Origin of the sequence: Streptomyces tubercidicus, assembly GCF_027497495.1 — a bacterium.
In the GTDB taxonomy this organism is placed as follows: domain Bacteria; phylum Actinomycetota; class Actinomycetes; order Streptomycetales; family Streptomycetaceae; genus Streptomyces; species Streptomyces tubercidicus.
Genome location: NZ_CP114205.1, coordinates 275,343 through 301,526, shown reverse-complemented (window position 1 = coordinate 301,526; position 26,184 = coordinate 275,343). Strand labels below are relative to the sequence as shown.

Annotated in this window: 20 protein-coding genes; 6 read left to right on the top strand and 14 right to left on the bottom strand. The window is 70.6% G+C overall.

Annotation, left to right across the window (positions count from 1 at the left end; all coding sequences use genetic code 11):
* Positions 1–30 precede the first annotated feature (30 nt).
* Positions 31–1,326 (bottom strand): glycosyl hydrolase family 28-related protein, encoded by a 1,296-nt coding sequence (locus tag STRTU_RS01310; RefSeq protein WP_269777256.1) that lies wholly within the window; start codon positions 1,324–1,326, stop codon positions 31–33.
* Between the two features lie 40 nt (positions 1,327–1,366).
* Between STRTU_RS01310 and STRTU_RS01305 the strand changes: the two genes are divergently transcribed.
* Positions 1,367–2,098, top strand: coding sequence for a CDP-alcohol phosphatidyltransferase family protein (locus STRTU_RS01305; protein WP_269777255.1), 732 nt, complete (start codon positions 1,367–1,369; stop codon positions 2,096–2,098).
* 45 nt (positions 2,099–2,143) lie between these two features.
* On the opposite strand, the gene STRTU_RS01300 is transcribed toward STRTU_RS01305, so the two are convergent.
* The 5 genes from STRTU_RS01300 to STRTU_RS01280 form a co-directional block, all read right to left on the bottom strand.
* Positions 2,144–2,572 carry an FAD synthase family protein gene (locus STRTU_RS01300; protein ID WP_269777253.1) on the bottom strand — a complete coding sequence of 143 codons (429 nt, stop codon included), beginning with the start codon at positions 2,570–2,572 and terminating at the stop codon, positions 2,144–2,146.
* A gap of 22 nt (positions 2,573–2,594) precedes the next feature.
* Entirely contained in the window at positions 2,595–4,106 is a 1,512-nt protein-coding gene (locus STRTU_RS01295; RefSeq protein ID WP_269777252.1) for a fibronectin type III domain-containing protein, read from the bottom strand.
* Positions 4,107–4,224: 118 nt separating this feature from the next.
* Positions 4,225–5,856: an oligosaccharide flippase family protein gene (locus STRTU_RS01290; protein WP_269777251.1), complete on the bottom strand. Its 1,632-nt coding sequence runs from the start codon at positions 5,854–5,856 to the stop codon at positions 4,225–4,227.
* Positions 5,853–7,532, bottom strand: coding sequence for a CpsD/CapB family tyrosine-protein kinase (locus STRTU_RS01285; protein WP_269777250.1), 1,680 nt, complete (start codon positions 7,530–7,532; stop codon positions 5,853–5,855). The genes STRTU_RS01290 and STRTU_RS01285 overlap by 4 nt, the downstream gene beginning before the upstream one ends.
* Positions 7,529–9,034, bottom strand: a complete 1,506-nt coding sequence (locus STRTU_RS01280) for a hypothetical protein (RefSeq protein ID WP_269777249.1) — start codon at positions 9,032–9,034, stop codon at positions 7,529–7,531. The genes STRTU_RS01285 and STRTU_RS01280 overlap by 4 nt, the downstream gene beginning before the upstream one ends.
* A gap of 186 nt (positions 9,035–9,220) precedes the next feature.
* Here STRTU_RS01280 and STRTU_RS01275 point away from each other — a divergent pair, with 186 nt between their 5' ends.
* Positions 9,221–10,441: a glycosyltransferase gene (locus STRTU_RS01275; protein ID WP_269777454.1), complete on the top strand. Its 1,221-nt coding sequence runs from the start codon at positions 9,221–9,223 to the stop codon at positions 10,439–10,441.
* Positions 10,442–10,481: 40 nt separating this feature from the next.
* Here the strand turns inward: STRTU_RS01275 and STRTU_RS01270 are convergent, their stop codons facing one another.
* The 3 genes from STRTU_RS01270 to gmd are packed head-to-tail and all read right to left on the bottom strand — an operon-like array spanning position 10,482 to position 13,149.
* Complete coding sequence (locus tag STRTU_RS01270; RefSeq protein WP_269777248.1) at positions 10,482–11,606, bottom strand: glycosyltransferase; 1,125 nt, start codon at positions 11,604–11,606, stop codon at positions 10,482–10,484.
* Positions 11,603–12,139 (bottom strand): DapH/DapD/GlmU-related protein, encoded by a 537-nt coding sequence (locus STRTU_RS01265; protein WP_269777247.1) that lies wholly within the window; start codon positions 12,137–12,139, stop codon positions 11,603–11,605. Before STRTU_RS01265 ends, STRTU_RS01270 begins: the two co-directional genes overlap by 4 nt.
* The gene (gene gmd / locus STRTU_RS01260; RefSeq protein WP_269777246.1) at positions 12,136–13,149 is read right to left on the bottom strand and encodes a GDP-mannose 4,6-dehydratase; all 1,014 of its coding nucleotides are present in this window, start codon (positions 13,147–13,149) and stop codon (positions 12,136–12,138) included. Before gmd ends, STRTU_RS01265 begins: the two co-directional genes overlap by 4 nt.
* Before the next feature lie 179 nt (positions 13,150–13,328).
* Here gmd and STRTU_RS01255 point away from each other — a divergent pair, with 179 nt between their 5' ends.
* Positions 13,329–14,273, top strand: a complete 945-nt coding sequence (locus tag STRTU_RS01255; RefSeq protein WP_269777245.1) for a GDP-L-fucose synthase family protein — start codon at positions 13,329–13,331, stop codon at positions 14,271–14,273.
* 76 nt (positions 14,274–14,349) lie between these two features.
* On the opposite strand, the gene STRTU_RS01250 is transcribed toward STRTU_RS01255, so the two are convergent.
* Entirely contained in the window at positions 14,350–15,852 is a 1,503-nt protein-coding gene (locus STRTU_RS01250; protein WP_389853165.1) for a sugar transferase, read from the bottom strand.
* 255 nt (positions 15,853–16,107) lie between these two features.
* On the opposite strand from STRTU_RS01250, the gene STRTU_RS01245 reads away from it, so the two are divergent.
* Positions 16,108–16,839, top strand: coding sequence for a ribonuclease H family protein (locus tag STRTU_RS01245; protein ID WP_269777243.1), 732 nt, complete (start codon positions 16,108–16,110; stop codon positions 16,837–16,839).
* An 87-nt stretch (positions 16,840–16,926) separates the two neighbouring features.
* Here the strand turns inward: STRTU_RS01245 and STRTU_RS01240 are convergent, their stop codons facing one another.
* The 3 genes from STRTU_RS01240 to STRTU_RS01230 form a co-directional block, all read right to left on the bottom strand.
* Positions 16,927–17,808, bottom strand: coding sequence for a hypothetical protein (locus tag STRTU_RS01240; protein WP_269777242.1), 882 nt, complete (start codon positions 17,806–17,808; stop codon positions 16,927–16,929).
* A 229-nt stretch (positions 17,809–18,037) separates the two neighbouring features.
* A complete protein-coding gene (locus STRTU_RS01235; protein WP_269777241.1) occupies positions 18,038–20,257 on the bottom strand; it encodes an IPT/TIG domain-containing protein in 2,220 nt (739 codons plus the stop codon).
* A 456-nt stretch (positions 20,258–20,713) separates the two neighbouring features.
* Positions 20,714–21,937 carry a GDSL-type esterase/lipase family protein gene (locus STRTU_RS01230; RefSeq protein ID WP_269777240.1) on the bottom strand — a complete coding sequence of 408 codons (1,224 nt, stop codon included), beginning with the start codon at positions 21,935–21,937 and terminating at the stop codon, positions 20,714–20,716.
* A 91-nt stretch (positions 21,938–22,028) separates the two neighbouring features.
* On the opposite strand from STRTU_RS01230, the gene STRTU_RS01225 reads away from it, so the two are divergent.
* Positions 22,029–23,000 carry an NAD-dependent epimerase/dehydratase family protein gene (locus STRTU_RS01225; RefSeq protein ID WP_269777239.1) on the top strand — a complete coding sequence of 324 codons (972 nt, stop codon included), beginning with the start codon at positions 22,029–22,031 and terminating at the stop codon, positions 22,998–23,000.
* Between the two features lie 40 nt (positions 23,001–23,040).
* Here STRTU_RS01225 and STRTU_RS01220 read toward each other — a convergent pair whose 3' ends face one another.
* A complete protein-coding gene (locus STRTU_RS01220; protein WP_269777453.1) occupies positions 23,041–25,224 on the bottom strand; it encodes an FUSC family protein in 2,184 nt (727 codons plus the stop codon).
* Between the two features lie 396 nt (positions 25,225–25,620).
* Here STRTU_RS01220 and STRTU_RS01215 point away from each other — a divergent pair, with 396 nt between their 5' ends.
* Positions 25,621–26,151 (top strand): DUF4232 domain-containing protein, encoded by a 531-nt coding sequence (locus STRTU_RS01215; RefSeq protein WP_269777238.1) that lies wholly within the window; start codon positions 25,621–25,623, stop codon positions 26,149–26,151.
* Positions 26,152–26,184: the final 33 nt, after the last annotated feature.

Below are 26,184 nucleotides of genomic sequence, written 5' to 3'. Positions count from 1 at the left end.
ACCGCCGGGTTCCCGCCCTCCGCGGCCCGCTCAGGACCCCAGACAGTCGACGAACTTCACCCGGTCGCCCGCACCCTTGATGAAGTCTTGCGGGGAGTGATTGCGCAGCCGGCACATGTCGTAGCGGGCCCGCGGGCCCTCGCCCCCGTCCTGCTCGTAGGTGTGCTGCCCGGACAGCTGGCAGGAGTCATAACGCACCAGCGGGCCCTGGGGGCCGACGCGGTAGCGGTGCGGGCTGCTCCCCCCGGCGAAGGTTTTGAAGGCGTTCGCGGTGTCGTCACAGTCGTTGAAGTGCACCGTGCCGCTGTCCCAGGCGCAGTCGATCACGACGGTGTCCGGGTCACGCACCTCGAAGCGGATGTCCTCGGCGTGGAAGCGCTGTACGGAGTCGTGGTGCGGACCGCGCGGGAAGCGGAAGAAGGCGCTGGTGCGCCCGTAGTCGCCGGAGTCCTCGGGGCGGCGGCCGGTGACGATATAGGAACCGCCGCGGCAGGTAATGGAGCCGCCGTAGGGGAACTCCAGGAAGTTGCCCCAGGCATACTCGACCTTCATGTCGTTGAACCAGTAGTTGAGGAACTGGTCCTGCTGGCCGTGGCTCACCGACTTCTCCGACAGCCCGGAGTACAGGAACGCCTTGCGGTAGGCCCCGCCCACCCGACAGGCGTCCCAGCGCATCTCCGAGTTGGTGTTGCTGCCGTCCAGGGCCAGCCCGTAGGTCCACTCGCCGGTCCACTCGCATTCGGTGAAGCGGTAGTCCTGTGCCTGACCGGTCGAGTAGGAGTAGAAGAACGAGGCGCCGGGGGTGGCCGAGACAAAGCCCAGCTGCTCGAACATCACATTCGCCCAGCTGTCCTCGTTGCGGCACAGATAGGCGTTCTCGGGCTCGGACGGGGCGAAGCGCAGCTGGGTCATGCGCTTGCCGGCCCCGCGGAACCGTAAGCCATTGGCCTTGAGCTCCCCCTTGGGGGCGTTGAGCAGCGCGTTGGGCTTGCGGATGAGGTAGGTGCCGGCCGGTACGTCGATCACGGTCCGGCCGACGTGGTCCCACACCCGGTCGGCCGCGTAGGAGTACGCGCGGGCGAACGCGCGGCTGTCGTCGGTACGTCCGTCCCCCTTGGCCCCGCAGTCCGCGACCACGTCGATGACGTCCTTGCCCCTGGGCTTGTGGCCGGTGACCGCGGGGGCGGCGGCGTCGTCGGAGGACTGCCGGGAGGCAGGTGCCGCCGGATCGCATCCGCTGAGGGCGGCCGCCAGCGCCGCGGCCGTACCTGCCAGTACGGTCCGGCGGTTGGCGCCACCGGTTGACGGAGAGGTCCTGCCTGCCATGATGTTGCTCCTTCGGGGGTCCATTCATCAGGTGGGGGACATGAGCCAGTTCGGATATGCGATCAGACAGCTGTCTGCGGCCCAGAAATCCGCGAAGGGAGTGTCCCTGTACTCGCGCTATGTGAACCGGCCGGTCGGCCGGGTGTTAGCCGCCTTGGGCTACGGCCTCAAACTGACACCCAATCAAGTCACCATGATCAGCGGGGTTTTCACCTTTGCCGGTGTGGTCATGATTGTGGTGCTCCGCCCCTCGCCCGCCGCGGCGGCCGGTATTTTCGCGGCGCTGGTCCTCGGCTTCGCACTCGACTCCGCCGACGGACAGCTCGCCCGGCTCACCGGAACCGGCAGCGCCGCGGGGGAGTGGCTGGACCATGTGGTCGACTGCGCGAAGATGCTCGCCCTCCACATGGCCGTACTCGTCTCGTTCTACCGCCACTTCGGCCTCTCCGACCCTCGGTATCTGTTCGTACCCATCGCCTTCCAGTTCTGCGCGGTGATGGTGTTCTTCGGCGGCATCCTCACCGAACAACTCAAACGCGCCGACCGGCTGCGGAGCGGTACGGGCGGTCCGGCACCCACGGCACCCGCCTCCACCCTGCGCTCCGTCGCCCTGCTTCCGGTCGACTACGGGGTCTTCTGCGCCCTGTTCCTGCTGTTCGGCAGCCCGGACCTGTTCCTCGCGCTGTACTGCTGCCTGCTCGCCGCCCATCTGCTGTTCATGGTGGCGTTCCTGGTGAAGTGGTACCGCGAGCTGTCCGCCCCCGGCCGCTGACGGGCCGGGGACGGACCATTCACCAGGGCAGGTGACCCGGGCCGGTCACGCGGAATTCGCTCGCCCGTCGAGCACCTTGCGCAGCAGGGTGCTCGATGTGTGCACGGTGTAGGGGAAATAGATCACATCGACCCCGACCGTCGCGAAATCCCGTTCGAGCTTGTCGCCCTTGCTCGTCCCCCGCCAGTCGTCGCCCTTGAAAATGACGTCGAACCGCACCTGCTGCCAGGTCTCCAATTTATCGGGCACCGTCTCGACGAACGCCGCGTCCACGAATCGGACGCTGCGTACGATCTCCAGCCGCTCGGTCAATGGAATAACCGGTGCCTGCCCTTTCGCCTGCACCGCCATTTCGTCCGAGACGACACCGGCCACCAGATAGTCGCACTGGCTTTTGGCGTGCCGGAGAATGTTCAGATGCCCGACGTGGAATAGGTCGTAGACCCCGGGCGCATAACCTACTCGGTGCGTCATTTACCCCCCACTCGGCATACGGTCAGTTTCTGGCGGTCACATAGACCGGGCCATTGCGCCCGGACACATTGGTGCCGTCGGTGACCTCGATCGAGTACCGGTGCTGCTCCCCGGGCTGCACGGTGTCCGTGTAGCTCATGTTGGGCCGGTTCCAGTAGCGCGAGTCCTGGCTGACCGAGGTCAGATACTCGCCATCGCGGAAGATCTTGTAGGTCAGGACACCGTCGTCCCGGTCCCACGAGGCCTTCCAGTTCAGCGTGATCTTGCCCCGGGACCCGCTCGCACCGCTCAGCAGCGGCACCTGCGGCGCCCCGGTGTCCGACGCCGCCGAGAACCGGGTCAGGCCCTGCTGCGGTGTGTCATTGACGGTGGTGAACTCACCGCCCGCCCACAGCACGCCGTCCGCCATGGTCAGCGCTCGCGGGCCGATCTGCTCGCCGATCCCGTCGTTGGTGTCCGGGAACCACGGCAGGATCGTCTTGTCCGAGATCGACTGCGCCAGGAAGTGCTGGCGGTTGCCGATGTCGGTGAAGCCGCCCGGGGTGTTGGAGCAGTCATGCGCGTGGGAGCCGCTGTAGAGGACGCCCTTGTACGGGAGTACGGCCTGGGTGGCGCCCAGACAGGTGTCCTTCCAGAGCTGCCCGCCGTCCGACAGCCGGCCCGCGGCGCGGCCGTCGAAGACCCCGCCGCCGGTGCCCTCGGCGCCCAGATAGAAGTTGGTCCCGTCGTTGACGAGCGCCTTGACCGCCGACCGCTGCGGAATCCAGCCGGTGAAGGAGTTGACGACCCGCCCGGTGGTCGCGTCCAGCCCGGCCAGCGCGTGCACGGTCGACCAGCTGCCGTTCACCGAGGTGAACCGGCCGCCGATGATGACCTTGTTGAGCTGCGGGGCGACCGTGATGGCGTTGACCGCCGGTGTCGGGTCGTTGCCGACCGAGGAACCACGGATCGTCGCCTTGAACGGGAGCAGCTCACCGTCGGGCCGCAGGGCGGCGATCCGCTCGCGGGTCTGCCCCTGGACGGTGTCGAAACCGCCGCCGATGTAGACGGTGTCGTCGGTGACGTCCAGGGCCCGTACGGTCGAGCTGACCGTCGGCTGCCAGTCCGCCCCGATGGTGCAGTTGGCGGTGTTGAGGGCGGCCGTGTTGGACCGGCCCACCGGGCCGGCCTTCCCGAACGAGCCGCCGATGTAGATCTTTGAGCCGTCGGGCGCGGCCTTCATGGCCCGGACCGTGCCGGTGCCGCCGGTGAACGCCGGGGCGCACGGCAGCGGTTCACCGGTCTTGGCGTCGAAGGCGGCGAAGTTCTTACGGGCGAGCTCTCCGGCGGCACCGGGGGCGGCGCCCGGTGGCCGGATATGGCTGAAGGTGCCTCCTACGTAGACGATGCCCTTGGCATAGGCCATGGCCCACACGATGCCGTCGGTCTGCCAGGTGCTCAGCGGATCGGCGGTGAGCGTGGATTCGCCGGTGGCCTGGGCGGGTCCGGCGGAAAGGGCGGTGGACGCGGTGCCGAGCACAGCGGCGGCGAGCAAGAGATGGACAGATCTGCTTCTTTGGCGCACAGGTCCCCCCTGGAAGCATGGCGCGATCGGAATTGTCAGGGTAGGACGTGGAAACGCGACGAGTTCTGTGCGGAAATGGGCCCAGTGTTCACAGTGAGTTTCCCGGACCGCGCTTGCGCAGCGCCCCGAAGAACTCCCCTACCCCCAGCGGCAAACGATAGCGCCAGACGGCCGCGCAGAAAGCCCCAATGGCTAAAACAATTCCCAAAAGCGCGCCGGGAACGGTGTCCCCGAAAAGCGTGCGCAGGGCGAACACCGGGAGCGCCACCGTCACGGCGCCGACCACCGCCGCGTACAGATAGCCCCGGTCGACGGTGCGAAAGCCCAGGCGGTAGCGGGCCAGCAGCGCGGAGGCACCGTTGTCCACCACGATCGCCAAGCCCCAGGAGACCGCCGCACCCAGCACGCCGTAGCGCGGAACCAGCCAGATCCCACTGCCCAGTTGGACCACGAACGCGCCGCCGGCAACCACCAGATTCCAGACGCTCCGCCCGGCCATCAGGATCACCGTCTGCGCATTGCCCACGCCGACATTGACCAGACAGGCCGCCGCCAGCACCACCAGCCCCGTCGCGCCCCCGCCGAAGCCGGGCCCGAAGAGCGACAGCACGGTCCGCGGGAAGGCGGCGAGGACCAGGAACGCGGGCCAGGAGAACAGTGCGATCCAGCGCGTCGACAAGGCGTGCAGCCGACGGGCCCCGTGCACGTCGTCGCCCGCCAGCAGCCGGCTGATCTGCGGCGCCACCGCCAGCCGGATCGCCAGCTGGAGCAGCGACCCCGCGGTCACCAGCCGCCCGATCGCCGTGTAGATCCCGGCGTCGGTGCCGCCGCGCAGCACCGACAGCAGAATCACCCCGATCCACACCGCGGTGATGTCGAAGACCGAGGACACCGCCCGTGGCCCGGCGAACGCCCAGAACTCCCGTGCCCGGGACGGTGGTTGACCGGAGCCCGGATGCCTGCGGCGGGACCGGCGCAGCGAGACGCAGGCGGCCACCGCACCCAGCACCCCGGGCGCCAGCCACGCCACGGAGAGCCCGGCCACGCTCGGTGCGAGCAGCACCAGCGGCACCGCGAGCAGTACGCGCAGCGCCGGCTTGCCGATCTGCTCCACGCCCACGAAGGGCACCACCGACCCATAGCCCCGGGTCGCCCCGAGCAGCACCAGCGCCACCGTCGTCACCGGCAGAAAGACCGCGAACAGCCGTATCAGCGCCGCGGCCTGACCCGGATCCAGCTCGGGCAGCAGCAGACCGGCGAGCCCGGGGGAGCACAGCAGCACCGCCGCGCCCGCGGCGCTCGCCAGCAGCGTCGGCAGGACCGAGATCCGCAGCAGCCCCGGGACACCGGCGCCGCCGCTGAGCTCCAGATCCCGGGAGACAAAGCGCACCAGCGCGGTATCGGCGCCCAGCTTCAGCGCATTGCTCAGGATGGTGAAGGCCGCGACCCCCGTGAAGACCGCACCGGCCCCGCGCGCCCCGAGACCATGCGTGATGACGGCGACGAGGACGAACCCGAACAGCGCGTTGGCGGCCGAGCCCGCGAGACCGAACAGACTGCCGCGGGCGGTGCTGCCGACCCCGCGCCCACCGGACCCGCGCCCACCGGCCCCGTGCGCGTCGGCCGTGGCCCCACCGCCCGTGGTCCCGGCGCCGGTGCCCCCACCGGCCGCCCGTGGCGCGGACCCGCCGCCCGCGCCCGCCGGACGGATCGCCGTCACCTGCGCAGCGAGGTGGTGTCGGCGTCGACGGCCGGGCCGCCCTGCGGCACCGGGCCGAGGCTCGGCGGGGGCGGCGGGCCCGGCCGCGGCGGCGGTGGCACGGCGGCGGCCCGCGGACGGCCCCGGCCGCGCTTACGGTGCGTCGGCCCGCCGTCCGACAGCCGGCGCAGCGACGTCCCACGACTGCCCTTGTCCAGGACCGCCCCCAGGATGTGCCCGCCGGCGCCGGTGATCAGCTCCCACACCCGGTCCAGATCGTCCCGGCGGACCTCGTTGAGATCACACACCACCACGACCCCGGCGGCCTGCTTGGCGACGGCCAGCCCGTCCGCGTGCGACAGCAGGGGACCGGTGACGACCACGACATTCTCGTTCGGGCCGGACGGTGCGTTCAGCAGCCGCGCGAACTGCGGGGAGGACAGCGCACGCGCCGGGTTGGGCACCTCCCGGCCGGGCAGCAGATCGAACCGCCCGTCCACCCCCGCGTCCACGGCGAGCCGCTCACCCTCCGCCCAACTGCCCGGCACCGGACGGGCGTGACCACGGTGCAGCGGCAGCCGCTGGGCGAGCTGCGGCGTGCGCAGATCGGCCTCGACCAGCAGGATGTCATTGCCGATCTCGGCGAACGCACCGGCCAGATTGACCGCGACCGAGACCGCCTCGGCGTGCTCCCGGGGCGAGACCACCAGCAGACTGCCGCGTCCGGCGAACCGCTGGTCGTGCACCAGCCGGAAAGCGATCGTCCGGTACGCCTCCGCCCGGTTGCCGCGGCCGGTCCCCCCGACCTCCAGCAGCTCCGCACCGCCCTGCCGGCGCGGCAGGATCCCCAGCACCGGCGCCCGCAGATTGTCCTGCACATCCGCCACCGACCGGACCCGCGGCTCCAGCACCGAGCGGACCCAGGCCGCCAGGATGCCCAGCACCAGACCGACCACCGCCCCGGCGAGCAGCAGCAGGGCGAGACCGGGACTGGACGGGAAGGCCGGCGGATCGCCCTTGCGGACAATGTCGCCGGGTGTGGTGTCGAGGGACTTCAGGCTGGAGATACGCCCCTGCAGATCCGCTATCTCCGACACCAGATTGCTGCGCTCGGACTCATCGGTGGCCCGCCCCCCGCTCCCGGCCGCGATCCGCCGGTCCAGCACCTTGCGCTGCTCCTGCAGCGGTTTGAGTTCGGCGCTCAGCTTGCTGACGGTCTTGTCTATCCGCTGCGTCGCGGCGTCCTGCCGGTAGTCGAGATACGCCCGCACAAAGGCGTTGACGAGCAGCGCCGCCCGGTCCGGGGAGTCCGCGCTGTACTCGAACATCAGGGTCTGGGTCTCGGGCGGATTGCTCACCCGCAGATCACGCTGGAGCGTGGCCGGATCCGCGGTCAGCTTGAGCGCCTTGGCCGCACCGGCCGCGACCGACGCGCTCTGCGCGATCTGCCGCTCGGTGCCCATGCTGATCTGCTTGTCCACCGAGACCCCGCCGGCCTCGAAGGGCGCCGTACTGATCGCATGGACCACGACCTCGCCGGTCGCGGTATAGGTCGAGGCACCGAGCAGGGCGACGGCGCCGCCGCCGAGCATGCCCAGCACCAGCCCCAGCACGACCAGGGCGCGATACCGGAAGAGCTGGCGCAGCTGGTCCCGGATCTGGTCCGGCTCCTCCGCGGGGTCGTCGATGACGCTCACGTACGTGCTCCTCCTGTGGGTAGCGGCAAGGCGGCGCGGTGCGCAGGGGGCGTCGAGGCAGGCTCGGAATCCTCCCCGGACGGCGGAAGGGTCCGCCGTCCCGGCTTACGGGTGATCAGTAGCGGGATGCAGACCAGCAGCGCGAGCGGCCCCACGATGGCCATCAAACTGCCGCGCAACAGCACCAGTTGGTAGAAGCCGAAGGCCGGCACCAGCAGCGCCGCGAGGGTCCCCGGGCGCCGCCGCAGCCGGTGCCGGAGGTCATCGATGCGCCGCCCCACCGCGCCGATCAGCCCGAAGACGGCGATGACCGACGGGAAGCCGGCCCACATGTACGACTCGATCCACAGTGGCGCGGAGAGGTTCTCGAAGGTATAGCCGGCGTGCCGGGCGAGCAGGATGCCCGCGTCGTCGGGCTTGCCGGGCCAGACGGCACGCGGCACGAAGAACAGCGGCGGCCCCAGCGCGGCCGTCGGGGTGTAGCCATGGGTGCGGACATAGTCCACACCCGTCTCGATCTGCTGGAAGGCGTCATAGTCGCCGTTGGACGTGAACTGCTCGGCGAGCGACACGACATGGACGGGTTCCCGCTTGTCGTAGCGGAAGTAGTCGCTGTACGGGAAGACCACCAGCACCACGGCCGCCACGGCCGCCGCACCCATCCGGAACGCCCGCGGCCCGCGCAGCCAGGAGGCGCTGAACACCAGCGCCAGCAGGACCGTACCGGCCCAGAAACGCGGCTGGCTGATCGGGTTGTTGACCACCCCGTTCACCGCGATCATCAGCGGGAGCAGCAGCCACCGCAAGCCGCGCAGGGTCCGGTCACCGGCCGTGAACCGCGGTACGTGTAACAGCCCCACCAGCGCCCAGAAAGCCGGTACCGAAAGGGCCCAGGCGGCCATCGCCCGGTCCGCGGACGCGGCCGGCGCCGCCTGCGCCGCGGCCTCGTTGGCGGCCTGCCGGCTGAGGAAGAACGCCGACAGTCCGCCCTGCCCCGGGATCAGCACGACCGCCAGCAGCAGCGCCAGACCGCACAGCAGCAGCACCCGCCCCGGCGCCAGCCGCCGCGCCAGCACCGGTTCGAGGACCGTGGAGCTGCGCGCCGACCGCCAGGACGCCACCGCCGACCCCGCGCTGTAGGCGAGAAGTCCGGTCTCCACCACGGCCGTTGTCACGAACGCGGTGTTCGCGTCGACGACGAAGCCCCGCGGGTACGCGTCCGTCGCGAGCATCGCCAGCGGCGCAAGTCCCAGCCACACATAGGAAAAGAGCCAGAAACCGAGGGCAATCAGCCGCGCCCGCACATCCGTCAGCACCCGGGCCAGCGCCGCACCCGTGTGCACCACCACCACGCACTGCACGGCGAGCGCCGCACTGAAGCGGGCGTCGAGCGACTGCAGGATCAGCACCGGAAGCAGCGCCACCAGCAGCAGCGCCCAACAGCACAGTGCGGCGATACCGCGCACCGGTAACGCGCCGCCGGGACGTTTCCCGTACCGCATCGGCCCACCTCCCCCCAACTCCCCACCAGCGACCACAATCTAAGGGACACCGGTAAAACAAGGTCGCCTTCGGGACACAATCGCAACCCAATTCACCGCCCGCGGGCCCCGGCGGGCTCCTACGATGACCGCACATCCAGAGGGGGGCCTTTAGTGGAAGACTCGTTCGCGGGCCGGTGCGTGCTCGTGGTCTCGACCAACTACGCACCCGAACACACCGGCATAGGGCCGTACTCGACCCAGATCGCCGAGTATCTGGCCGCATCCGGCGCCGACACCCATGTCCTCGCGGGCATGCCGCACTACCCCGCCTGGCGGGTGGCCGACGGCTACCGCGGCCGGTGGCGGGTCCGGGAGCGCCGCGGCGGGGTGACCGTGCACCGCCGGCGGCACACCGTCCCGTCGCGTCAAACCGCCCTGCGCCGGGCGCTGTTCGAGACCGGCATCCTGGTCCATGGCGCCCTGACACCGCCGCGTATCCGGCCCGATGTGGTGCTCAGCCAGATGCCCAGCCTGGCCGGGGGAGTGCTCGGCGGACGCCTGGCGCGGCAGGCCGGGGTACCGCATGTCGTGGTCGTCCAGGACCTGATGGGAGCCGCCGCCGAACAGAGCGGTATCCAGGGCGGGGGCCGGGCCGCCGCGCTGGCCGGGGCGGTGGAGGCGCGGGTGCTGCGCCAGGCGGCCGTCGTCGGAGTGGTGCACGAGTCGTTCGTGGACCGGGTCACGGCGATGGGCGTGCCGCGCTCGCGGGTGCATGTGGTGCCCAACTGGACGCATGTGCCGGGCCCGAGCGGCGACCGGGACCGGACCCGGGCACGGCTGGGCTGGTCCGACGGGGAGACCGTGGTGCTGCACGCCGGGAACATGGGCCTGAAACAGGGCCTGGAGGTGCTGGTCGAGGCCGCGCGGCTGGCCGGTCAGGAAGCCGCGCCCGTGCGGTTCGTGCTCATGGGGGACGGCAATCAGCGCGCGCATCTGCAACGGCTCGCCGCGGATGTCCCCGCGCTGTCCTTCCTGCCGCCCGCCGGTGCCGAGGACTTCCCCGATGTGCTGGCCGCCGCCGATGTGCTCGCGGTGACCCAGAAGGCGTCCGTGCTCGATATGAGCCTGCCGTCCAAGCTGACCTCGTACTTCATGACCGGCCGGCCGGTGATCGCCTCGGTGGCCGCCGAAGGGGGAACCGCTCAGGAGGTGCTGCGCGCGGGCGCCGGGACGGTGCTCGCACCGGAGGACCCGAAGGCGCTGCTGGCGGAGGTCCGGGCGCTCGCCGACGACCCCGCGCGGGCGGCCCGGCTGGGTGCCCGGGGCCCGCAGTACGTCGAAGAGCGGCTGAGCAGCCGGGCCGGTCTGGAGCGGATCACCGAGCTGCTGCGGATCGCCAGGAAGGGCCGGACGGCGGCGCGGTAGCCGCAGGCGGCGGGGGCGCTGGCCCCCGCCGCCCCCGCCGTCACCGTGCGCCGGGCCGGGCCAGGGACCCGTACCACTCCTCCAGCCGGTCGGCCACGGCCGCCAGCGAGAACTCCGCCTCGACGGCCACATGCCCGGCCCGGGTGAGGCGTTCCCGCAGCGGCCGGTCCTCCAGGAGCCGCAGCACCGCATCCGCCAGCTGCTCCGGCGACCCGTCGGTCACCAGCGCGGCCTCGCGCCGCCGGAGCGTACCGGCGATCCCGCAGCTGTCGGTACAGACCACCGGGGTGCCCACCGCCAGGGACTCCAGCACACTCATCGGGAACGGCTCGTCGACGCTGGGCAGCACATAGACGGTGGCCCGCGCGGTCCGCCGCACCGCGGCGTCATGATCGAGCGCCCCGCCGTACGTCACCATCTCGCCCAGCCCCTCCTCGGCGATCAGCCGGCGGACCTCCGCCAGCCGTCCCTCGTCGGAACCGTGCAGGGTGAAGGACACCTCGGGCCGTTTGCGGTGCACCAGCGCCGCCATCCGCACAAAGGACTCCGGGCGCTTGCGGCCCTGCAGACGCGCGAGGAAGAGCACATCGGTGGTACTCCGCTCCGCGTCGACCGGGCGGGAACGGACCCCGTTGGGGAGTCTGACCAGCCGTGGTCCGCGCGGGCCCAGCACCTGCCGCAGCCCGGCCTCCTCCTCGTCGGTGAGCACCAGGGCCGCGGTCGCCCGCCGCAGCAGCGGGACATACACCCGGTCGAAGAGCCGGGCCACGGCCGAGCCGCGGGGCTGGACCATGCCATGGGTCTGCACGAGGAACGGCCGGCGGCGCACCACGGCCACCGCCAGCGCGGCCAGCGACACCAGGTCCCGCCCGGCGTGCAGATGCAGTGCGTCGGCCCGGCCCGCCCGCCGCCAGAGCACGGGCAGCAGCCCCGGGTGGAACAGGCCCAGGAAGCCCTGCCCCGGCACCAGCGTGCGGGCGCGCCGGGCGCGCAGCGGCACCCCGTCCACCGACCGCGGGGGTGCGCTCCGGCCCCGCCACAGCGAGACCAGCTCCACCTCGTGCCCCCGCGCGGCCAGTTCGCCCAGCTGCCCGGTCGCCACGCTCACCGGACCGCCGTAGGCCCCGTCATCGCTGACCAGCGTCACGACATGGGTGATCCTCATACGGCACCTCCGGTGGTGTGCACGGCCCGCGGCGGCACATCGCGGTGGGCGACCGCGCCCGCGCCGACCACCGCGTCCGCCCCGACGGTGACCCCACGCAGCACCATCGCACGGGCGGCCACCCAGGACCCGGGCTCCAGACGGATCGGCGCATTGTCGAACTCGAAGGTGGGCGACCGCCGTTGGTGGCTGCCGGTGCACAGCAGCGCGCCCTGGGACACACAGACATCATGGCCGATACTGATCGGCTCCAGGTTGATCAGCCAGGAGTCCTCACCCACCCAGACGTCATCGCCGATGGTCAGCTTCCACGGCCACTGCACCCGTACCCGGTGCCGGATGAGCACCCGTTCGCCGACCTCGGCGCCGAACGCCCGCAGCAGCGCGGGCCGCAGCCGCGGCGGGCACCACCACTTCATGAACACGACGTTGAGCACGACGAACCAGGCGACCTGGGTCAGCACCCCCCGGCCCTTGTCGTAACCCTCGCCGGTGAAGCCGCGCAGCCGGCGGTCGGTGGCGGTGACCGTCATCGGTCCACCCGCACCCGGTGGCCGGAGAGTTCGTCCTCCAGCTGCCGTATGTCCGACTCGACCATGATCCGGGCGAGTTCGTCGAACTGCACCTTCGCCGACCAGTCCAGCAGGCTCTTGGCCTTGGACGCGTCACCGATGAGCGCGTCCACCTCGGAGGGCCGCTCATACTTCGGGTCGAAGCGCACACTGCGCTCCCAGTCCAGCCCCACCGCGTCGAAGGCGGCCTGAAGGAAGTCCCGTACGGTCGCGGCCACCCCGGTCGCCACCACATAGTCGTCGGGCTCGTCCCGCTGGAGCATCCGCCACATGGCCTCCACGTACTCCGGGGCGTAACCCCAGTCGCGGACCGCGTCGAGGTTGCCGAGGTAGAGGTGTTCCTGCAGGCCCGCCTGGATACGGGCCACCGCGCGGGTGATCTTGCGGGTCACGAAGGTCTCACCGCGCCGCGGGCTCTCGTGGTTGAAGAGAATCCCATTAACCCCGAACAGGCCATACGCTTCGCGGTAGTTGACCGTGGACCAGTACGCCATGACCTTGGCGCAGCCGTACGGGCTGCGCGGATGGAACGGCGTCCCCTCGTTCTGCGGCGGCGGGGTGGCGCCGAACATCTCCGAGGACGAGGCCTGGTAGAGCCGGGTCTGCACCCCGCTGGCCCGGATGGCCTCCAGCAGCCGTACGGCGCCCAGCCCGGTCACATCGCCGGTGTACAGCGGGGCGTCGAAGGAGACCCGGACATGGGACTGGGCCCCGAGGTTGTAGACCTCGTCGGGCTGCACATCGCGCAGCAGATTCACCAGCGCCACCCCGTCCGACAGATCGACGTGGTGCAGCAGCAGCCGCCGGTCGGGGGTGTGCGGGTCCTGGTAGATGTGGTCGATGCGCTCGGTGTTGAAGCTCGACGAGCGTCGCATCAGCCCGTGCACCTGGTAGCCCTTGCTCAGCAGTAATTCGGCGAGATACGACCCGTCCTGACCGGTGATTCCGGTGATGACCGCGGTTTTCGGCATGGCTTCCCCCCACGAGAAGTGATGTACATCGGGATCGGACTTACTGGATTGCCCACGCGCCGGCGGACCGCGGGGCGTGGACGCTACCCGCTCCGTTGCCCCCGGTCGAGAGCGAGGAGCGGCAGATATTTCCTGAAATAGCCGGTGAACGTATCGGGTTGACTGCCACAATCCGCCCCATGGATGACTTGCTGCCCACGCCCGCTCGTGTCTTCGTCGCGGGCCACCGAGGTCTGGTCGGATCCGCCGTCGCCCGGCGGCTGTCCGACCGGGGCTATGACGTACTGACCCGCCCCCGCGCGGAACTCGACCTGCGCGATGCCGGGGCCACCGAGGAGTATCTGCGCGCGGAACGGCCCGACGCCGTCGTCCTGGCGGCCGCCAAGGTCGGCGGAATCATGGCCAACAGCACCCGCCCCGTGGAGTTCCTGGAGGACAACCTGAGCATCCAGCTCAGCGTCATCGCGGGCGCGCACCGGGCCGGGGTGCGCCGGCTGCTGTTCCTCGGATCGAGCTGTATCTACCCCAAGCACGCCGCGCAGCCCATCACCGAAGACGCCCTGCTGAGCGGTCCGTTGGAGCCCACCAACGAGGCGTATGCGATAGCCAAGATCGCCGGCCTCGTCCAGATCCGCTCCTACCGCCGGCAACACGGTGCCTCCTTCATCTCCGCCATGCCGACGAACCTCTACGGGCCCGGCGACAACTACGACCTGGAGACCTCGCACGTCCTGCCCGCACTCATCCGCCGCTTCCACGAGGCGAAGGAGCAGGGGCTGCCGGAGCTCACCCTCTGGGGCACCGGCGCCCCGCTGCGCGAGTTCCTGCACGTCGACGATCTGGCCGCGGCCTGCGAGGTGCTGCTGCGCCGCTATGACGGCGACGACACGGTCAATGTCGGCTGCGGGACCGACCTGACCATCGCCGACCTGGCCTCCTGTGTCGCCTCCGCGGTGGGGTACGAGGGCCGGATCTCCTTCGACCCGTCCCGTCCCGACGGCACCCCGCGCAAGCTGCTCGACATCAGCAAGATGCGTGCGCTGGGCTGGTCGCCCACCATCCCGCTCGCCGACGGCATCGCCCGCACCTATCAGGCGTGGCGCTCGGAGCCCGCCACCGCGTAACCCTCCCCGACCCGTGCCGTGCGTCCGGCGCCCGCCCCTCGGCGAGGCGCCGGACGCACACCACGGGCGCCTCGTACTAGTACGCACCGCGCCCGTCCACGACGGCACGTACGGTCCGGACCAGTACCCCTATGTCGCGGGTGTAGGACCAGTTGTCCACATAGCTCAGATCCAGTGCGACGGTCTCGTCCCAGGAGAGATCGGACCGCCCGCTGACCTGCCACAGCCCGGTCAGCCCCGGTTTGACGGACAGCCGGCGCAGCTCGGTCCCGTCGTACCGCTCCACCTCTTCGGGCAGCGGCGGCCGCGGGCCGACCAATGACATATGGCCGGTCAGGACGTTGAACAGCTGGGGCAGTTCGTCCAGCGAGAAGCGGCGCAGCAGCCGGCCCACCGGTGTCACCCGTGGATCCCGCCGGATCTTGAACATCGCCCCGTCGTGCTCGTTCGACGAGTCCAGGGCGGCCCGCATCCGGTCGGCGGTGACGACCATCGTGCGGAACTTCCACATCCGGAACGGCCGCAGATCCTGGCCGACGCGTATTTGCCAGTAGAACACCGGCCCGGCGGAGGAGAATCGTATCGCCGCCGCCACCACGGCGAACACCGGGGAGAGCAGCACCAGTAGCAGCAGTGCCCCCAGCCAGTCCGTGATCTGCTTCAGCATGACCGGAACCCCGCGCCGCGCCGCGGGGTCTATGTGCATCACCGTCAGCCCCGCCGCCTTCGCCAGCCGGACCCGGTGCTGCGAGACATCGATCAGGCCCGGCAGTATGGCCAGATTCCGCCCTCCGTCGTGCAGCGCCCAGGCGAGCCGGCGCACCCGCGCCGCGGACAGCTGACGGCCCGGCGCCACAAAGACCAGATCGGCGTCGAGGTCGGCGGCGCACCGCAGCACGGTCTCGCCGTCCAGCGCCGCCTCGGGCAGATTCCCGTCGGAAGCCAGCCGGGCACGGACGGCCACCGCCGAATCGGTGGTCTCCTCGCCGACGAGACAGCTGCCGACGACGACATATTCATGATCGGTACGGTGCGCCAGCTCCGCGAGCACCACATCGACGGTGCCCGCCTCCCCGACGATCAGCACCCGGCGCAGCGCCTGCGCACGACGCCGGACGGCCACCAGATAGCGGCGTACGAGCCTGCGCCGGGCCACGCCCAGTGCCAGGCACGGCACCAGGGCGAGCACACAGACCTTGAGCGAGACCTCCACCCGCGCCGCGACGCAGACGACGGCCAGCACGCCCAGCATGGTCAGCCAGTCCCGTAAGACCGGCAGCGCGGCGTCGTCACCGGCCGCCGCCTCCCGGCTGTATCGATTCTTCGATGCGCCGACGGCCAGCCACGCGGCCCCGGCCAGCACCGAGGTGAGCAGCGGCTGCGGCTGCTGTGTCACGGCACAGAGCAGCCCGACCGGCAGCAGGGCGCCCGCCGCGTCGACGGCTAACGCCAGCTGCCGCAGCCACCGTTCCGCCGGCCTGTGCCTGCTCTTGTCCTCGCGCTCCGGCGCGCGGTCCAACCTTGCTGTCCCGGCAGGTGAGTCGATCACCCTTGCTCCGGCAGCTTCGAACAACCCCATGGCCCCCCACTTGGTCGTCCCCTTCACTTCCGGCGCGGCTGGAGCCCCCCGGCCACACAACCGCCCCCGTGTCGGACGTGACGCTAGAGCACGCTGAACCCGACTGCTGCGGTTTACCTATTTTGAGTGTTCTTGTGTCCGATTGTTTACAAGCGCACGAGCCCGATTTCCGGTCCGCCGGCGCACCGGGGAGCGCCCGGCGCGGGAACGGACGGCCCGTAAGAGGCGGCTTCGCGCGGCGCGCCGCCGCCTGGCATGATCGCGCGCATGGCTGAACGCGTGATCGCCGCCTGTGACGGCGCCTCGAAAGGAAACCCCGGGCCCGCGGGCTGGGCCTGGGTCATCGCCGACGGTGCCGGAACCGTCGTCCGGTGGGAGTCCGGACCGCTGGGCACCGCGACGAACAATGTCGCGGAACTCACGGCACTGGAACGTCTGCTGACAGCCACCGATCCGGCCGTCCCGATGGAGATCCGGATGGACTCCCAGTACGCGATGAAGGCCGTCACCACCTGGCTGCCCGGCTGGAAGCGCAAGGGCTGGAAGACGGCCGCGGGCAAGCCCGTCGCCAATCAGGAACTGGTCGCCGGTATCGACGCGCTGCTCACGGACCGCTCCGTGGAGTTCCGGTACGTCCCCGCGCACCAGGTGGACGGCGATCCGCTCAACGACTTCGCCGACCGGGCGGCGAGCCAGGCGGCGATCGTCCAGGAGGCCGCCGGCAGCGCCCTCGGCTCCCCGGAACCGCCGCCCGCCCCCGACGCCGCGCCAGCCGCCGCCCGTCGGCGGACCTCCGGACCGGCCGCGAAGAAAGCCTCCGCACCGCAGCGGCGCGGCTCGGGGAAGCCGACGCGGACCCTCAACGCCAAGTTCCCCGGCCGCTGCCGCTGCGGACGCTCCTACGCGGCGGGCGAGCCCATCACCAAGAACCCGGAGGGCTGGGGCCACCCCGCCTGCCGCTCAGGGGCGGGCGACGACATGCCTTAGACGCCGTTTCCCACTGCCTCAAGGTGTCAGAGGTGACGGCGGCCGGTGTTCGGCCGCCGTCGAGTGCTCGCGTGGGTGCGGTGGGGGTCAGCCCAGGCAGCCAGGGACCGGGGTGGGGCTGCCGGCGCAGTTGGTGGGGTGGTTGTTGTGGACGATGCTGAGGAGGAGTACGACGCTTCCGCTGTCGTTGTAGATGCCGCCGGGAGCGTTGGTGGCGGTGTTGTCGGACACGCGGCTCTCGGCGAGAGTCGTCGTGGCTCCGGCACCGCCGAAGTTGGCGATGCCACCCCCGACACCCGACGGCCCGGATGCCTCGTTGTGCTCGATGCTGCTTTGAACGATCTTCAGCGTCGCGTCGTTGGCCACCCCGCCGCCCTTTTCCAGCGCCGTGTTCTGGGTGATGGAACTCTGGGCGATGGTCATATCGCCGTCGTTGGCCAGGCCGCCTCCGTTACGGGTCACGGTGTTGCCTGAGATGATGCTCTGAACGACGCGGGTGGTGGAACCGGTATTGCCGCCGATTCCGCCGGAGAAATCGGCCCGGTTGTTCCGGATGGCGGAGTGCACGACGTTGAGGGTGCCGTCGTTGCGGATGCCGCCGCCGAAGTCTCCCGATGCGTCGCCGTTGCTGATGGTGGTCAGGTGCAGGCTCAGCTTTCCGACCGCGTCCACCTTGAGGATGCGGAATGCGGGGGCCGCTCCTGAGCGGGTGAGGGTGGCGCCGTTGCCCAGGATGTTGATCGTGTTCTGGATGGACGGCAGGGGGGAGGTCAGGGAGTAGACGCAGCCCGGTGCCAGGATGAGCGTGCCGCCCGAGGCGTTCGCTGCGGTGATGGCGCTCGCCAATGCCCCGGGAGAGCACGGGACGAAGGTCTGCGCGGCTGCCGGGGTGATAGCCATGCCGGTGGCCACGAGGGTGGTGCCGGCCACGGTGGCGAGTGCGCGGATTGCCGTTTTGCGGAGTTTCATAGCTGCTCCTTGGTTGTGTGGAGAGGGAGAGTTCGCGGGCCTTTTCCGGTGCGCCCGGGAACGGTTGTGGGTTCGATTCGGAGCCCGGAGAAGGGGCCGTCAGTCAGGCCGCACGGGCATCGCATTTCAGGCTCTGTTGCGCCTTTTCCGGGCCGCCGTCCGACTGCTGAAGGGCTCTTCGGGCACCACGGGCGCCGAGAGGCGTACCTCTGGCAGCCGTTGCGGCTCGTCAGAGGGTGATGACCGCGCCGTGGGCGGTGGCGGGCTGGTGGTTGGAGTTGCCCGCGTAGGTGGCGGTGTATCCGCCGTTGAGGATGATCAGCGGCAGTGCCAGGACGGCCGGGCAGGTCGCCACTCCCTGCGCGTTGGTGACGACGGTGCACAGCGTGGTGCTGCCGGTGGTGAAGGTGATGGGCTGTCCGGCGAGGGGCTGTCCGGTGTCGGCGTCGGTCAGCGTCGCGGTCAGGATCCCGGCGTAGGGGTGGGGCGGGAAGACCTGGACGATCGCGGGGGTGGCGGTCAGCTGAGTGCGGTCACGGGTGTAGGTGAACGGGATGCTCGCGCTGCCCCCGGGGGTGGTGACGGTGACCGTGACGGTGCCGGCCGCGTGCGGGGGCAGGGTCGCGGTGATCTGGTTGTCGGAGACGACGGTGAAGGGCACCGGGGTGCCGTTGACGGTGACGCTGGTCGCGCCGGTCAGGCCGGTGCCGCTGAGGGCGACCTGGGTGCTGGCGCCGGCCGGGCCGCTGGCGGGGAAGATCCCGGTGAGGGTCGGAGCCTGCGTGACGTAGGTGTAGTTGGTGCCGCTGATGGCGGTTCCACCGGGGGTGGTGACGGTGATCGGGCCGCTGCCGGGGGCGTGCGGCGCGGTGATGGCGACGATGGTCGTGTCGTTGAGCACCTGGAAGCTCGCGGCGGGGGTCCCGACGATGGTGACCGCGGTGGCGCCGGTGAACCCGGTTCCGGTGATGGTGACTTGAGTGCCGCCGGTGGTGCTGCCGGAGGCGGGGGTGAAGCCGCTGATCGTCGGGGCCGGGGTGACGTAGGTGTAGGTCACCGGTCCGGTGGCGGTGCCGCCGGGGGTGGTGACGGATACCGGGCCGGTACCGGGTGCGTGCGGCGCGGTGATCGCGGAGATGTGGGTGTCGTCCACGACCTGGAAGCTGGTGACCGGGGTTCCGGCGATGCTCACGGCGGTCGCGCCGGTGAAGTTGGTGCCGGTGATGGTGACCAGGGTGCCGCCGGAGGTGGTGCCCGAGGACGGGCTGATGCTGGTGATCGTGGGCGCGGGCGGGACGAAGGTGAAACTGCCGCCCGTTCCGGTGCCCAAGGGCACGGTCACGCTGGCCTGGACGGTTCCGGCGGCGTGCGCGGGCGTGGTCGCCGTGATGGTGTTGTCGTCGACCACGATGAAGCTGGCGACGGGGGTGGAGTTGAGCGTCACGGCGGTCGCTCCGGTGAAGCCGCTGCCGGAGATCGTGATCGGGTCGCCGCCGAGCGTGGAGCCGGACCCCGGGGTGATGCTGGTGACGATCGGCCGGATCTGGAGGACGCTGACGTTGTTGCTTCCGTTGTTGGTGACGTAGAGGAAGTTCCCGTCCGGGGTCACCGCGTCCCGGGAGGGCTGGGTGCCCACGGCCAGGGTGGTGATGATGGTGTTGGTGCTGGTGTCGATGACACTGACGTTGTTCGCGCCGAAGTTCACCACGAACACCCGGGTGCCGTCCGGATTCACTGCCACACCGGCCGGGGTCCCGAAGCCGTTGATGGTGGTGACGACGCTCGGGGGGCCGGTGGTGGTGTCGATGACACTGACCGTGCTGGAGCCGTTGTTCGCCACGTAGGCGAAGTTGCCGTCAGGGGTGAACGCCACTCCGATCGGGGTGCTGCCGACGCCGACGGTGGCGGTCACCAGGTTCGTGGCGGTGTCGATGACACTGACCGAGCCGCTGCCGGAATTGGTGACGTAGACGGTCAGGCCGTCAGGGCTCACCGCCACACCGTTCGGCAAGCTGCCGACGATGATGGTGGCAATCGACAGGTTGGTGCTGGTGTCGATGACGCTGACCGTGCCGCTGCCGTGATTGGCGACGTAGGCGAAGGCACCGTCCGGGGTGATGTCGACCTCGAACGGGTTGGCCCCGACGACGATGGGGGCACCGATGATCGTGTTGGTGGTGGTGTCGATGACGCTGACGGTGTTGCCGCTGCCGTTGGTGACGTAGACGAAGCTGCCGTTCGGCGTGATCGCCACATCGATCGGCCCGTTCAGACCCGTGACTGTGGCGGTCACCAGGTTCGTGGTGGTGTCGATGACGCTGACGGTGTTGCCGCCGTTGTTCGCCACGTAGGCGAAGCTGCCGTTCGGCGTGATCTCCACGCCGATCGGCCCGGTTCCCACGGGTACCAGCGCATTTGCGAGCAGCATCGCCACGGACGGCGACGTCATCGCTGCAAGTCCGCCTTCAGTCGGGAGCGTTGCGCCAGGCAGGACGCCCGCTTGCGACAGCACGGCGGCGACAGTTGCCGCCGACATCTCTTGTCCCGTGGGGCTCTGCGCGGTGGTCCACATGCCTGTCGTATCCATGACAGCCTCCTTCGAGTCAGGGGCCGTCAACCACCCACCTGGGACCGCATGTTCGCCACGGCTCAGCGGGCAGTGAAGTCTCCTCAGCGGGGGCGCTCACACAGCAGCCATGGCGAGGTCTCAGGTACTTCCTCGGCACGGCCGCCCACCCCCGGTGAGGGATGGGCGGCCCGCCGGATTCACTCACAGCAGTAAGGCACCACCGACGAACCGCGTCCATACAGCCGACTGAAGTCGACCCGTATGGCGGAGCGTGCGGAGTCGTCGCCTGGACGGTGTCCTGCATGCGATCAGGTCGGGGGAGAGGGGGAGACACCCCTAGGCATGCCCGGTCGCGAACGGCCCCTCGGCGCCGAAGGTCAGCGCGGCGAAGCGTTCGCCGATGCGGCGGTGGGTGGCGGCGTCCGGGTGGACCTGGTCGGGCAGCGGGAGTTCGGCGAAGTCCGCCTCGCCGTAGAGGTCGCGCCCGTCGAGGATGTGCAGGTTCGGGTCGTCGGCCGCCCGCTGCTTGACGATGCGGGCCAGTTCGTCACGGATGACGTTGAGTGTCAGCTTGCCCATGGCCCGTTCCGCCGGGTCGCCCGCGGCCTTGAACTGGAGTTTTCCCGCGCTGAGGTTGCTGAAGTCCGGGGCGGTGGGGCCGGGAGTGTCCTCGTGGATCGGACACAGAATGGGGGAGACGAGCAGCAGCGGAGTGGTGGGGTGGCCCTCGCGGACGGTGTCGAGGAAGCCGTGCACCGCCGGGCCGAAGGCACGCAGCCGCATCACGTCGGCGTTGACCAGATTGATGCCGATCTTGATGCTGATCAGGTCCGCGGGGGTGTCCCGCAGGGCGCGGGCGGTGAACGGGTCGAGCAGGGCGCTGCCGCCCAGGCCCAGATTGGTCAGTTCCACGCCGCCGAGCGAGGCGGCCAGCGCGGGCCAGGTGCTGCTGGGGCTCGCGGCATCGGAGCCGTGGCTGATCGAACTCCCGTGGTGCAGCCACTTCTTGCGGCCGTCCTCCGGGAGGGGCGCGACGGGGGCATCGGTGCGCAGCGCGATCAGCTCGGTGATCTCGTTGTGCGGCAGCCAGATCTCGATGTCCTTGACGCGGTCCGGGAGGCCGGTGAACCGGGCGGTGCCGGGCGGTCCCGGCCGGGTTTCCGCGGTGCCGGCGGTCATGTCCACCATGAGGACATTGCCGCCGGTGACACCGGACTGCCCGGTGAGCCGCCCGTCGACGAACAGGTCGTACCGGCCGTCCGGACGCGGCGGCGCGCCCTCGTAGGAGTTCTTGGTGCGCAGCGCATCCAGCTCCACGGTGGTGGCCCGGCTGCGGAACACCAGCCGTACGCCCGACGGCTGGGCCTCCGCCATCGCCAGCTGTCCGTCGGCACACTGCGCGCGGGCGCGGGCGGGCAGCCGGTGCGGCAGTACCCCGTGTGCGGTGTGCTCCAGATCGAGCGCACCGCGCAGCAGATCCGCGGTTACGGGCGTGGTGATCCAGTCAGTTGCCGGGGGCGTGGTGGTGGAGCGGGAGGTGGGGTCAGACTGAGGACTCATGATCCCAGCCTGTCAACCGGATACCTGATCCGCACACCCTTTTCGGCCCGCCGCCCGCGCCGTGCCGAGCGGGGCGGTAGCGTCCGGGACCATGCGGATTCTGGTACTGGGCGGGACGTTATTCGTGGGCCGCGCCATCGTGGCGGACGCTCTGCGCACCGGCGCGGAGGTGACCTTGTTCGGCAGGGGAAAGACCGGGACCGGGCTGTTCCCCGGGCTGCCCCGGCTCATCGGTGACCGGGACACCGGCGACTACGAGGCGCTGCGCGACGGCGTATGGGACGCGGTCGTGGATGTCAGCGGCTATGTGCCACGGCACGTCGGGCAGGCGATGGACGCGCTGGGGGACCGGGCCGGACGGTATCTGTTCGTCTCCAGCCACGCGGTCTACCAGCACACGGGGGTGGGGCCGGGCTCGACCGAGGACACCCCGCGCCGTCCGCCCGTACGGCACACCGAGGAGCTCAGCGAGGACACCTACGGCCCGCTCAAGGTGGCCTGCGAGGACGATGTGGTGGCCCGGTACGGCGCACGGGCGACGGTGGTGCGGCCGGGAAGGGTGGCCGGGCCGCACGACCCGCAGGGCGCCTTCACCTACTGGGTGCGCCGGGCCGCGCGCGGCGGACGGGTGGCGCTGCCCGCCGACCCCGGACAGCCGGTGCAGATCATCGACTCACGTGATCTGGCGCGCCTGGTGGTGCAGTTGCTCGTCGACGCGCGTCCCGGGGCGTTCCACGCGGTGGGGCCGGAGGAGCCGACGACGCTCGGCGGGCTCATCGAGACCTGTGCGCGGGTGGCGGGAACGGAGGTCGAGATCGTTCCGGTGCCGCCAGGGGAACGGCCGCCGGTGTTCCCGCTCGTACGGCCGGACCGGTCGACCCAGCAGCGCAGTCCGGCACGTGCCCGCGCGGCGGGGCTGCCCGCGACCCCGCTGGCGGTGACCGCGGCCGATGTCCTGGCCTGGGACCGCGCGTGCGGTGAACCGACGCTGGACGTCGGCTACTCCCCGGAGGAGGAGCGGGCGCTGCTCGCCCGGCACGACGGCGCGGTCCTCGACGGCTGACCGCACGGGCGCCGGGGGCGGCCGGACTTATCGGCCGGCCCTAGCCGGCCTTGCTGCCCTTGGGCCCGGCCACCGGCACATCGAGCGGACGGGCCAGACCCACCACCCCCTCGTCGAGACGCTGAAGATGCCGCAGCACGCGGAAGGTGACCGTGCCCGACTGCAGTGCCTCCGCACCGGCCGCCTCCAGCATCGCGGGGATACTGAAACCGGAATCGACCTCGCCCTTGGTGCTCTCGTCCCGCACCTGGGCGACGAGGAGGTCGATGTTCTGGCCGATCCGCCGGCCGGCTCCGGCGAGGCGCGGGTCGGCCGCGATGGTCCTGCTGTACGGCACGAGTTCCGCCGTCGCCGCCAGGGAACGGGCGTGATAGGCGCAGGTCTCCAGCAGCGCCACAAGATAGCGGACGGTCCGCCGGCGGCCGCGCAGCGGGGAAATCGGGTGCGTCAGCGGCTGGGTGGAGCCGCGCAGCTCGTCCAGCGCGGTGTCCAGATCGCGCGCCAGGCCCAGCAGGTCGACGGCGGGCCCGCCGCTGAGCTGCTCCACGGCGGCGGACACCACGTCCCGCAGCCGCTCCAGCACCGTGCCCAGCAGCTCGTCCGTACGGCGGTCGGTGTGCACCGGCAGGACCACGACGGCGCCGATGATCCCGCAGGCCGCGCCCAGCGCCGTCTCCTCGATGCGCAGTACCAGCACATCGAGGCTGTAGGTGTTGAGCAGGGTGTAGAGCAGCCCGAGCATCGCGGTGGTGAAGAAGGACATCAGGGCGTACGACAGCGGGGCGGTGAACCACATCCCGAAGATGCAGAGCAGCACCAACGCGAACGCGGCCCAGGTGTGATTGCCGACCAGCCCGGCCAGCGCGACACCGGCGACCACGCCGAGGACCGTGCCGACCAGCCGCCGATAGCCCTTCACCAGGATCTCGCCCGTGGACGCGGTGTTGAGGAAGACCACCCAGCAGGTCAGCACCGCCCAGTACCAGCGCTGGCTGGACAGGAACTCCCCGCCGATGACGGCCAGCGTCGAGCCCACCGCGACCTGGAACGCGGCCCGGGTGGTGGGCCGTTCGAGCCCGGTGCGGTCGTCCTCGTCCTCGGTCTCGTCGGCCCCGACGATCGACAGGTCCTCGGCGTCGAACTCCTCGCGCGAGCGCGTGGTGGCCGGGGAGTCGTCCGACTCGTCCTGCGGCCCGTCCAGCGCCAGCCGCAGACCCAGGACGGCGCGCGCGGTCTCACCGAGTCCACGGAAGACGTCCTGGACGGCGGCCGAGGCGCGCGGCAGATCGTCCTCCTCCCGGTAGCCGAGCAGCCGGTTGCGTACGAGGGCCAGCGCGGTGCCGCGGTCCTCGGACGCGCGCCGGGCGACCAGCAGCAGCAGCGCGTTCAGATCCCGGCGCAGGGCGGCGATCGCGTCGTCCTCGGACCCCATCCGGTTCCCCGTGGCCGGTACGGGGGCGTGCGGCAGATGCATGGTGATGGTGTCCGCGCGCTCGGCGCTGCGGGCGTTGAGGATGAGCATCCCGAGCCGTTCGGCGGCGATCTCGGCGTCCGCGACGCGGCGTTGCACCAGCCCCGCCGTGGCCGCGTCCCGGGTGCCCTCCTCCAGGTGGCCCTGGATCATCAGGGCCGCTTCGTGCAGCCGGGAGGTGTGCCGCCGCAGATCGTCGAGAACCTTGTCGAGTTCATCGGGTCCGGCGTCGAGGAGTTCCAGCTGGGTCGCCAGCAGCTGGGCGAGGCGGGCCCGGAAGGCCTCGCGCAGCCGCCGCAGGGTGCGGGTGGGGGTCTCCGGGACGACGGCGAACCGTACGACCGCACTGCACCCGAAGGCGATGCCCAGCGTCAGATACAGCTCGGGCAGCGCGGGCCCGCTGGCCTGTACGAACAGCGAGACGAAGTAGACCTGAAAGCCGATCAGGCCGAGCGCGGTGCCACGGTCACCGAACCGCCGGCAGTAGACGGCACCGAAGATCAGCAGGACGAAGAACAGATCGCCGGGGATGACCAGGGTGTGCAGCAGCGCCCCCAGCGACATCGCGGCGAGTGCCACGGGCAGGCCCAGCGCGAGCGTGACCGCCTGGCCGCGCACCTCCTTCTCCTTGACCGCGAAGGTGGACACCATGGCCGTCATGGCGCCCGCGACCATCAGCGTGACGCCGGTGTCCAGCAGTGCCAGGACGACGAGGGTGAGCACGATGGCCCCGACCGTGCGCAGCCCCGCCATCAGCCGCAGGAGCCCCGGATCGGATGCCGCGAAGCGGTCCCAGCTGTGCGTCCCAGTCCGCCGTATCGCTGCCAGCACGCTGCCGTACACTCCCCATTTTTTGCCCTGACCCGCAGTGCTCCAGCATCGCACGCCTGCTCGGACGGCCTTTCGCCGCCTCGTCCCACCACTCCGCCACGACCTCCGCTGCCTCCCCCTACAACACCCGGCATTCCGCCCATCATTCGCATACCGATTTCGCTGTTACCGCGGGTTAGTGAGGCGTTAGTCGATCATCAGTGGCGGTGCCTAGGATGCAGGCGCGAAAACGAACTAGGGCGTCCCGACCGGCCGTTGGGGCCGAGCGGGCGTCCGCCGAGATTCTCCGGTTGCCGGAGAAGAAGGAGTTGATGATTGATGACGATGCGTGGTCTGCGCACCGCCGCCACCGTCGCCGCCGCCGTCGCGCTGTGCGCGGGTGCGGGTGCCGGGGTGGCCTCCGCTGCGGGATCGGGCGCGACGGCCGGTTCGTGCCAGCCGGGGACGCTGAAGGTCACGACCACGGACGCGGGTTCGAGCCAGGTGGGAATGAATCACCAGGGCACCTACCTGAAGGTGACCAACACGGGCACCAGCACGTGTGCGATATCCGGTTACGCGGGGCTGGCGCTGGAGGGCGCCGGTCACACGGCTATCGACACGACGCCGAAGCACGGTGACACCTACTTCGCCAAGGACCCGGGCGTGCACCAGGTCACCCTGAAGCCGGGCAAGAGTGCCTACGCCGACCTGGTCTGGACGCACGCCGGTCCGTCCGAGAAGGCCAAGTACCTTCAGGTCGCCCCGACGGGTAGCAACTCCCACAGCATCGTAGCGTTTGACAACGATGTCGACGGTGGCGCGCTGTCGGTGACCGCCTGGTCGGCGAAGCTCCCCAGCGCTTCCTGACCCCTGCCGGAACACCGGGGCCGACGCCCAGCG

Bases quoted from the DNA above. Each gene is read 5' to 3' on its own strand.
- STRTU_RS01220 (WP_269777453.1), bottom strand. From the start codon at position 25,224: ATGGCGGGGCTGCGCACGGTCGGGGCCATCGTGCTCACCCTCGTCGTC.
- STRTU_RS01230 (WP_269777240.1), bottom strand. From the start codon at position 21,937: ATGAGTCCTCAGTCTGACCCCACCTCCCGCTCCACCACCACGCCCCCG.
- STRTU_RS01270 (WP_269777248.1), bottom strand. From the start codon at position 11,606: ATGAGGATCACCCATGTCGTGACGCTGGTCAGCGATGACGGGGCCTAC.
- STRTU_RS01265 (WP_269777247.1), bottom strand. From the start codon at position 12,139: ATGACGGTCACCGCCACCGACCGCCGGCTGCGCGGCTTCACCGGCGAG.
- STRTU_RS01280 (WP_269777249.1), bottom strand. From the start codon at position 9,034: ATGCGGTACGGGAAACGTCCCGGCGGCGCGTTACCGGTGCGCGGTATC.
- STRTU_RS01250 (WP_389853165.1), bottom strand. From the start codon at position 15,852: ATGGGGTTGTTCGAAGCTGCCGGAGCAAGGGTGATCGACTCACCTGCC.
- STRTU_RS01310 (WP_269777256.1), bottom strand. From the start codon at position 1,326: ATGGCAGGCAGGACCTCTCCGTCAACCGGTGGCGCCAACCGCCGGACC.
- gmd (WP_269777246.1), bottom strand. From the start codon at position 13,149: ATGCCGAAAACCGCGGTCATCACCGGAATCACCGGTCAGGACGGGTCG.
- STRTU_RS01215 (WP_269777238.1), top strand. From the start codon at position 25,621: ATGACGATGCGTGGTCTGCGCACCGCCGCCACCGTCGCCGCCGCCGTC.
- STRTU_RS01255 (WP_269777245.1), top strand. From the start codon at position 13,329: ATGGATGACTTGCTGCCCACGCCCGCTCGTGTCTTCGTCGCGGGCCAC.
- STRTU_RS01235 (WP_269777241.1), bottom strand. From the start codon at position 20,257: ATGACGTCGCCGTCCGTGGCGATGCTGCTCGCAAATGCGCTGGTACCC.
- STRTU_RS01240 (WP_269777242.1), bottom strand. From the start codon at position 17,808: ATGAAACTCCGCAAAACGGCAATCCGCGCACTCGCCACCGTGGCCGGC.
- STRTU_RS01225 (WP_269777239.1), top strand. From the start codon at position 22,029: ATGCGGATTCTGGTACTGGGCGGGACGTTATTCGTGGGCCGCGCCATC.
- STRTU_RS01305 (WP_269777255.1), top strand. From the start codon at position 1,367: ATGAGCCAGTTCGGATATGCGATCAGACAGCTGTCTGCGGCCCAGAAA.
- STRTU_RS01300 (WP_269777253.1), bottom strand. From the start codon at position 2,572: ATGACGCACCGAGTAGGTTATGCGCCCGGGGTCTACGACCTATTCCAC.
- STRTU_RS01245 (WP_269777243.1), top strand. From the start codon at position 16,108: ATGATCGCGCGCATGGCTGAACGCGTGATCGCCGCCTGTGACGGCGCC.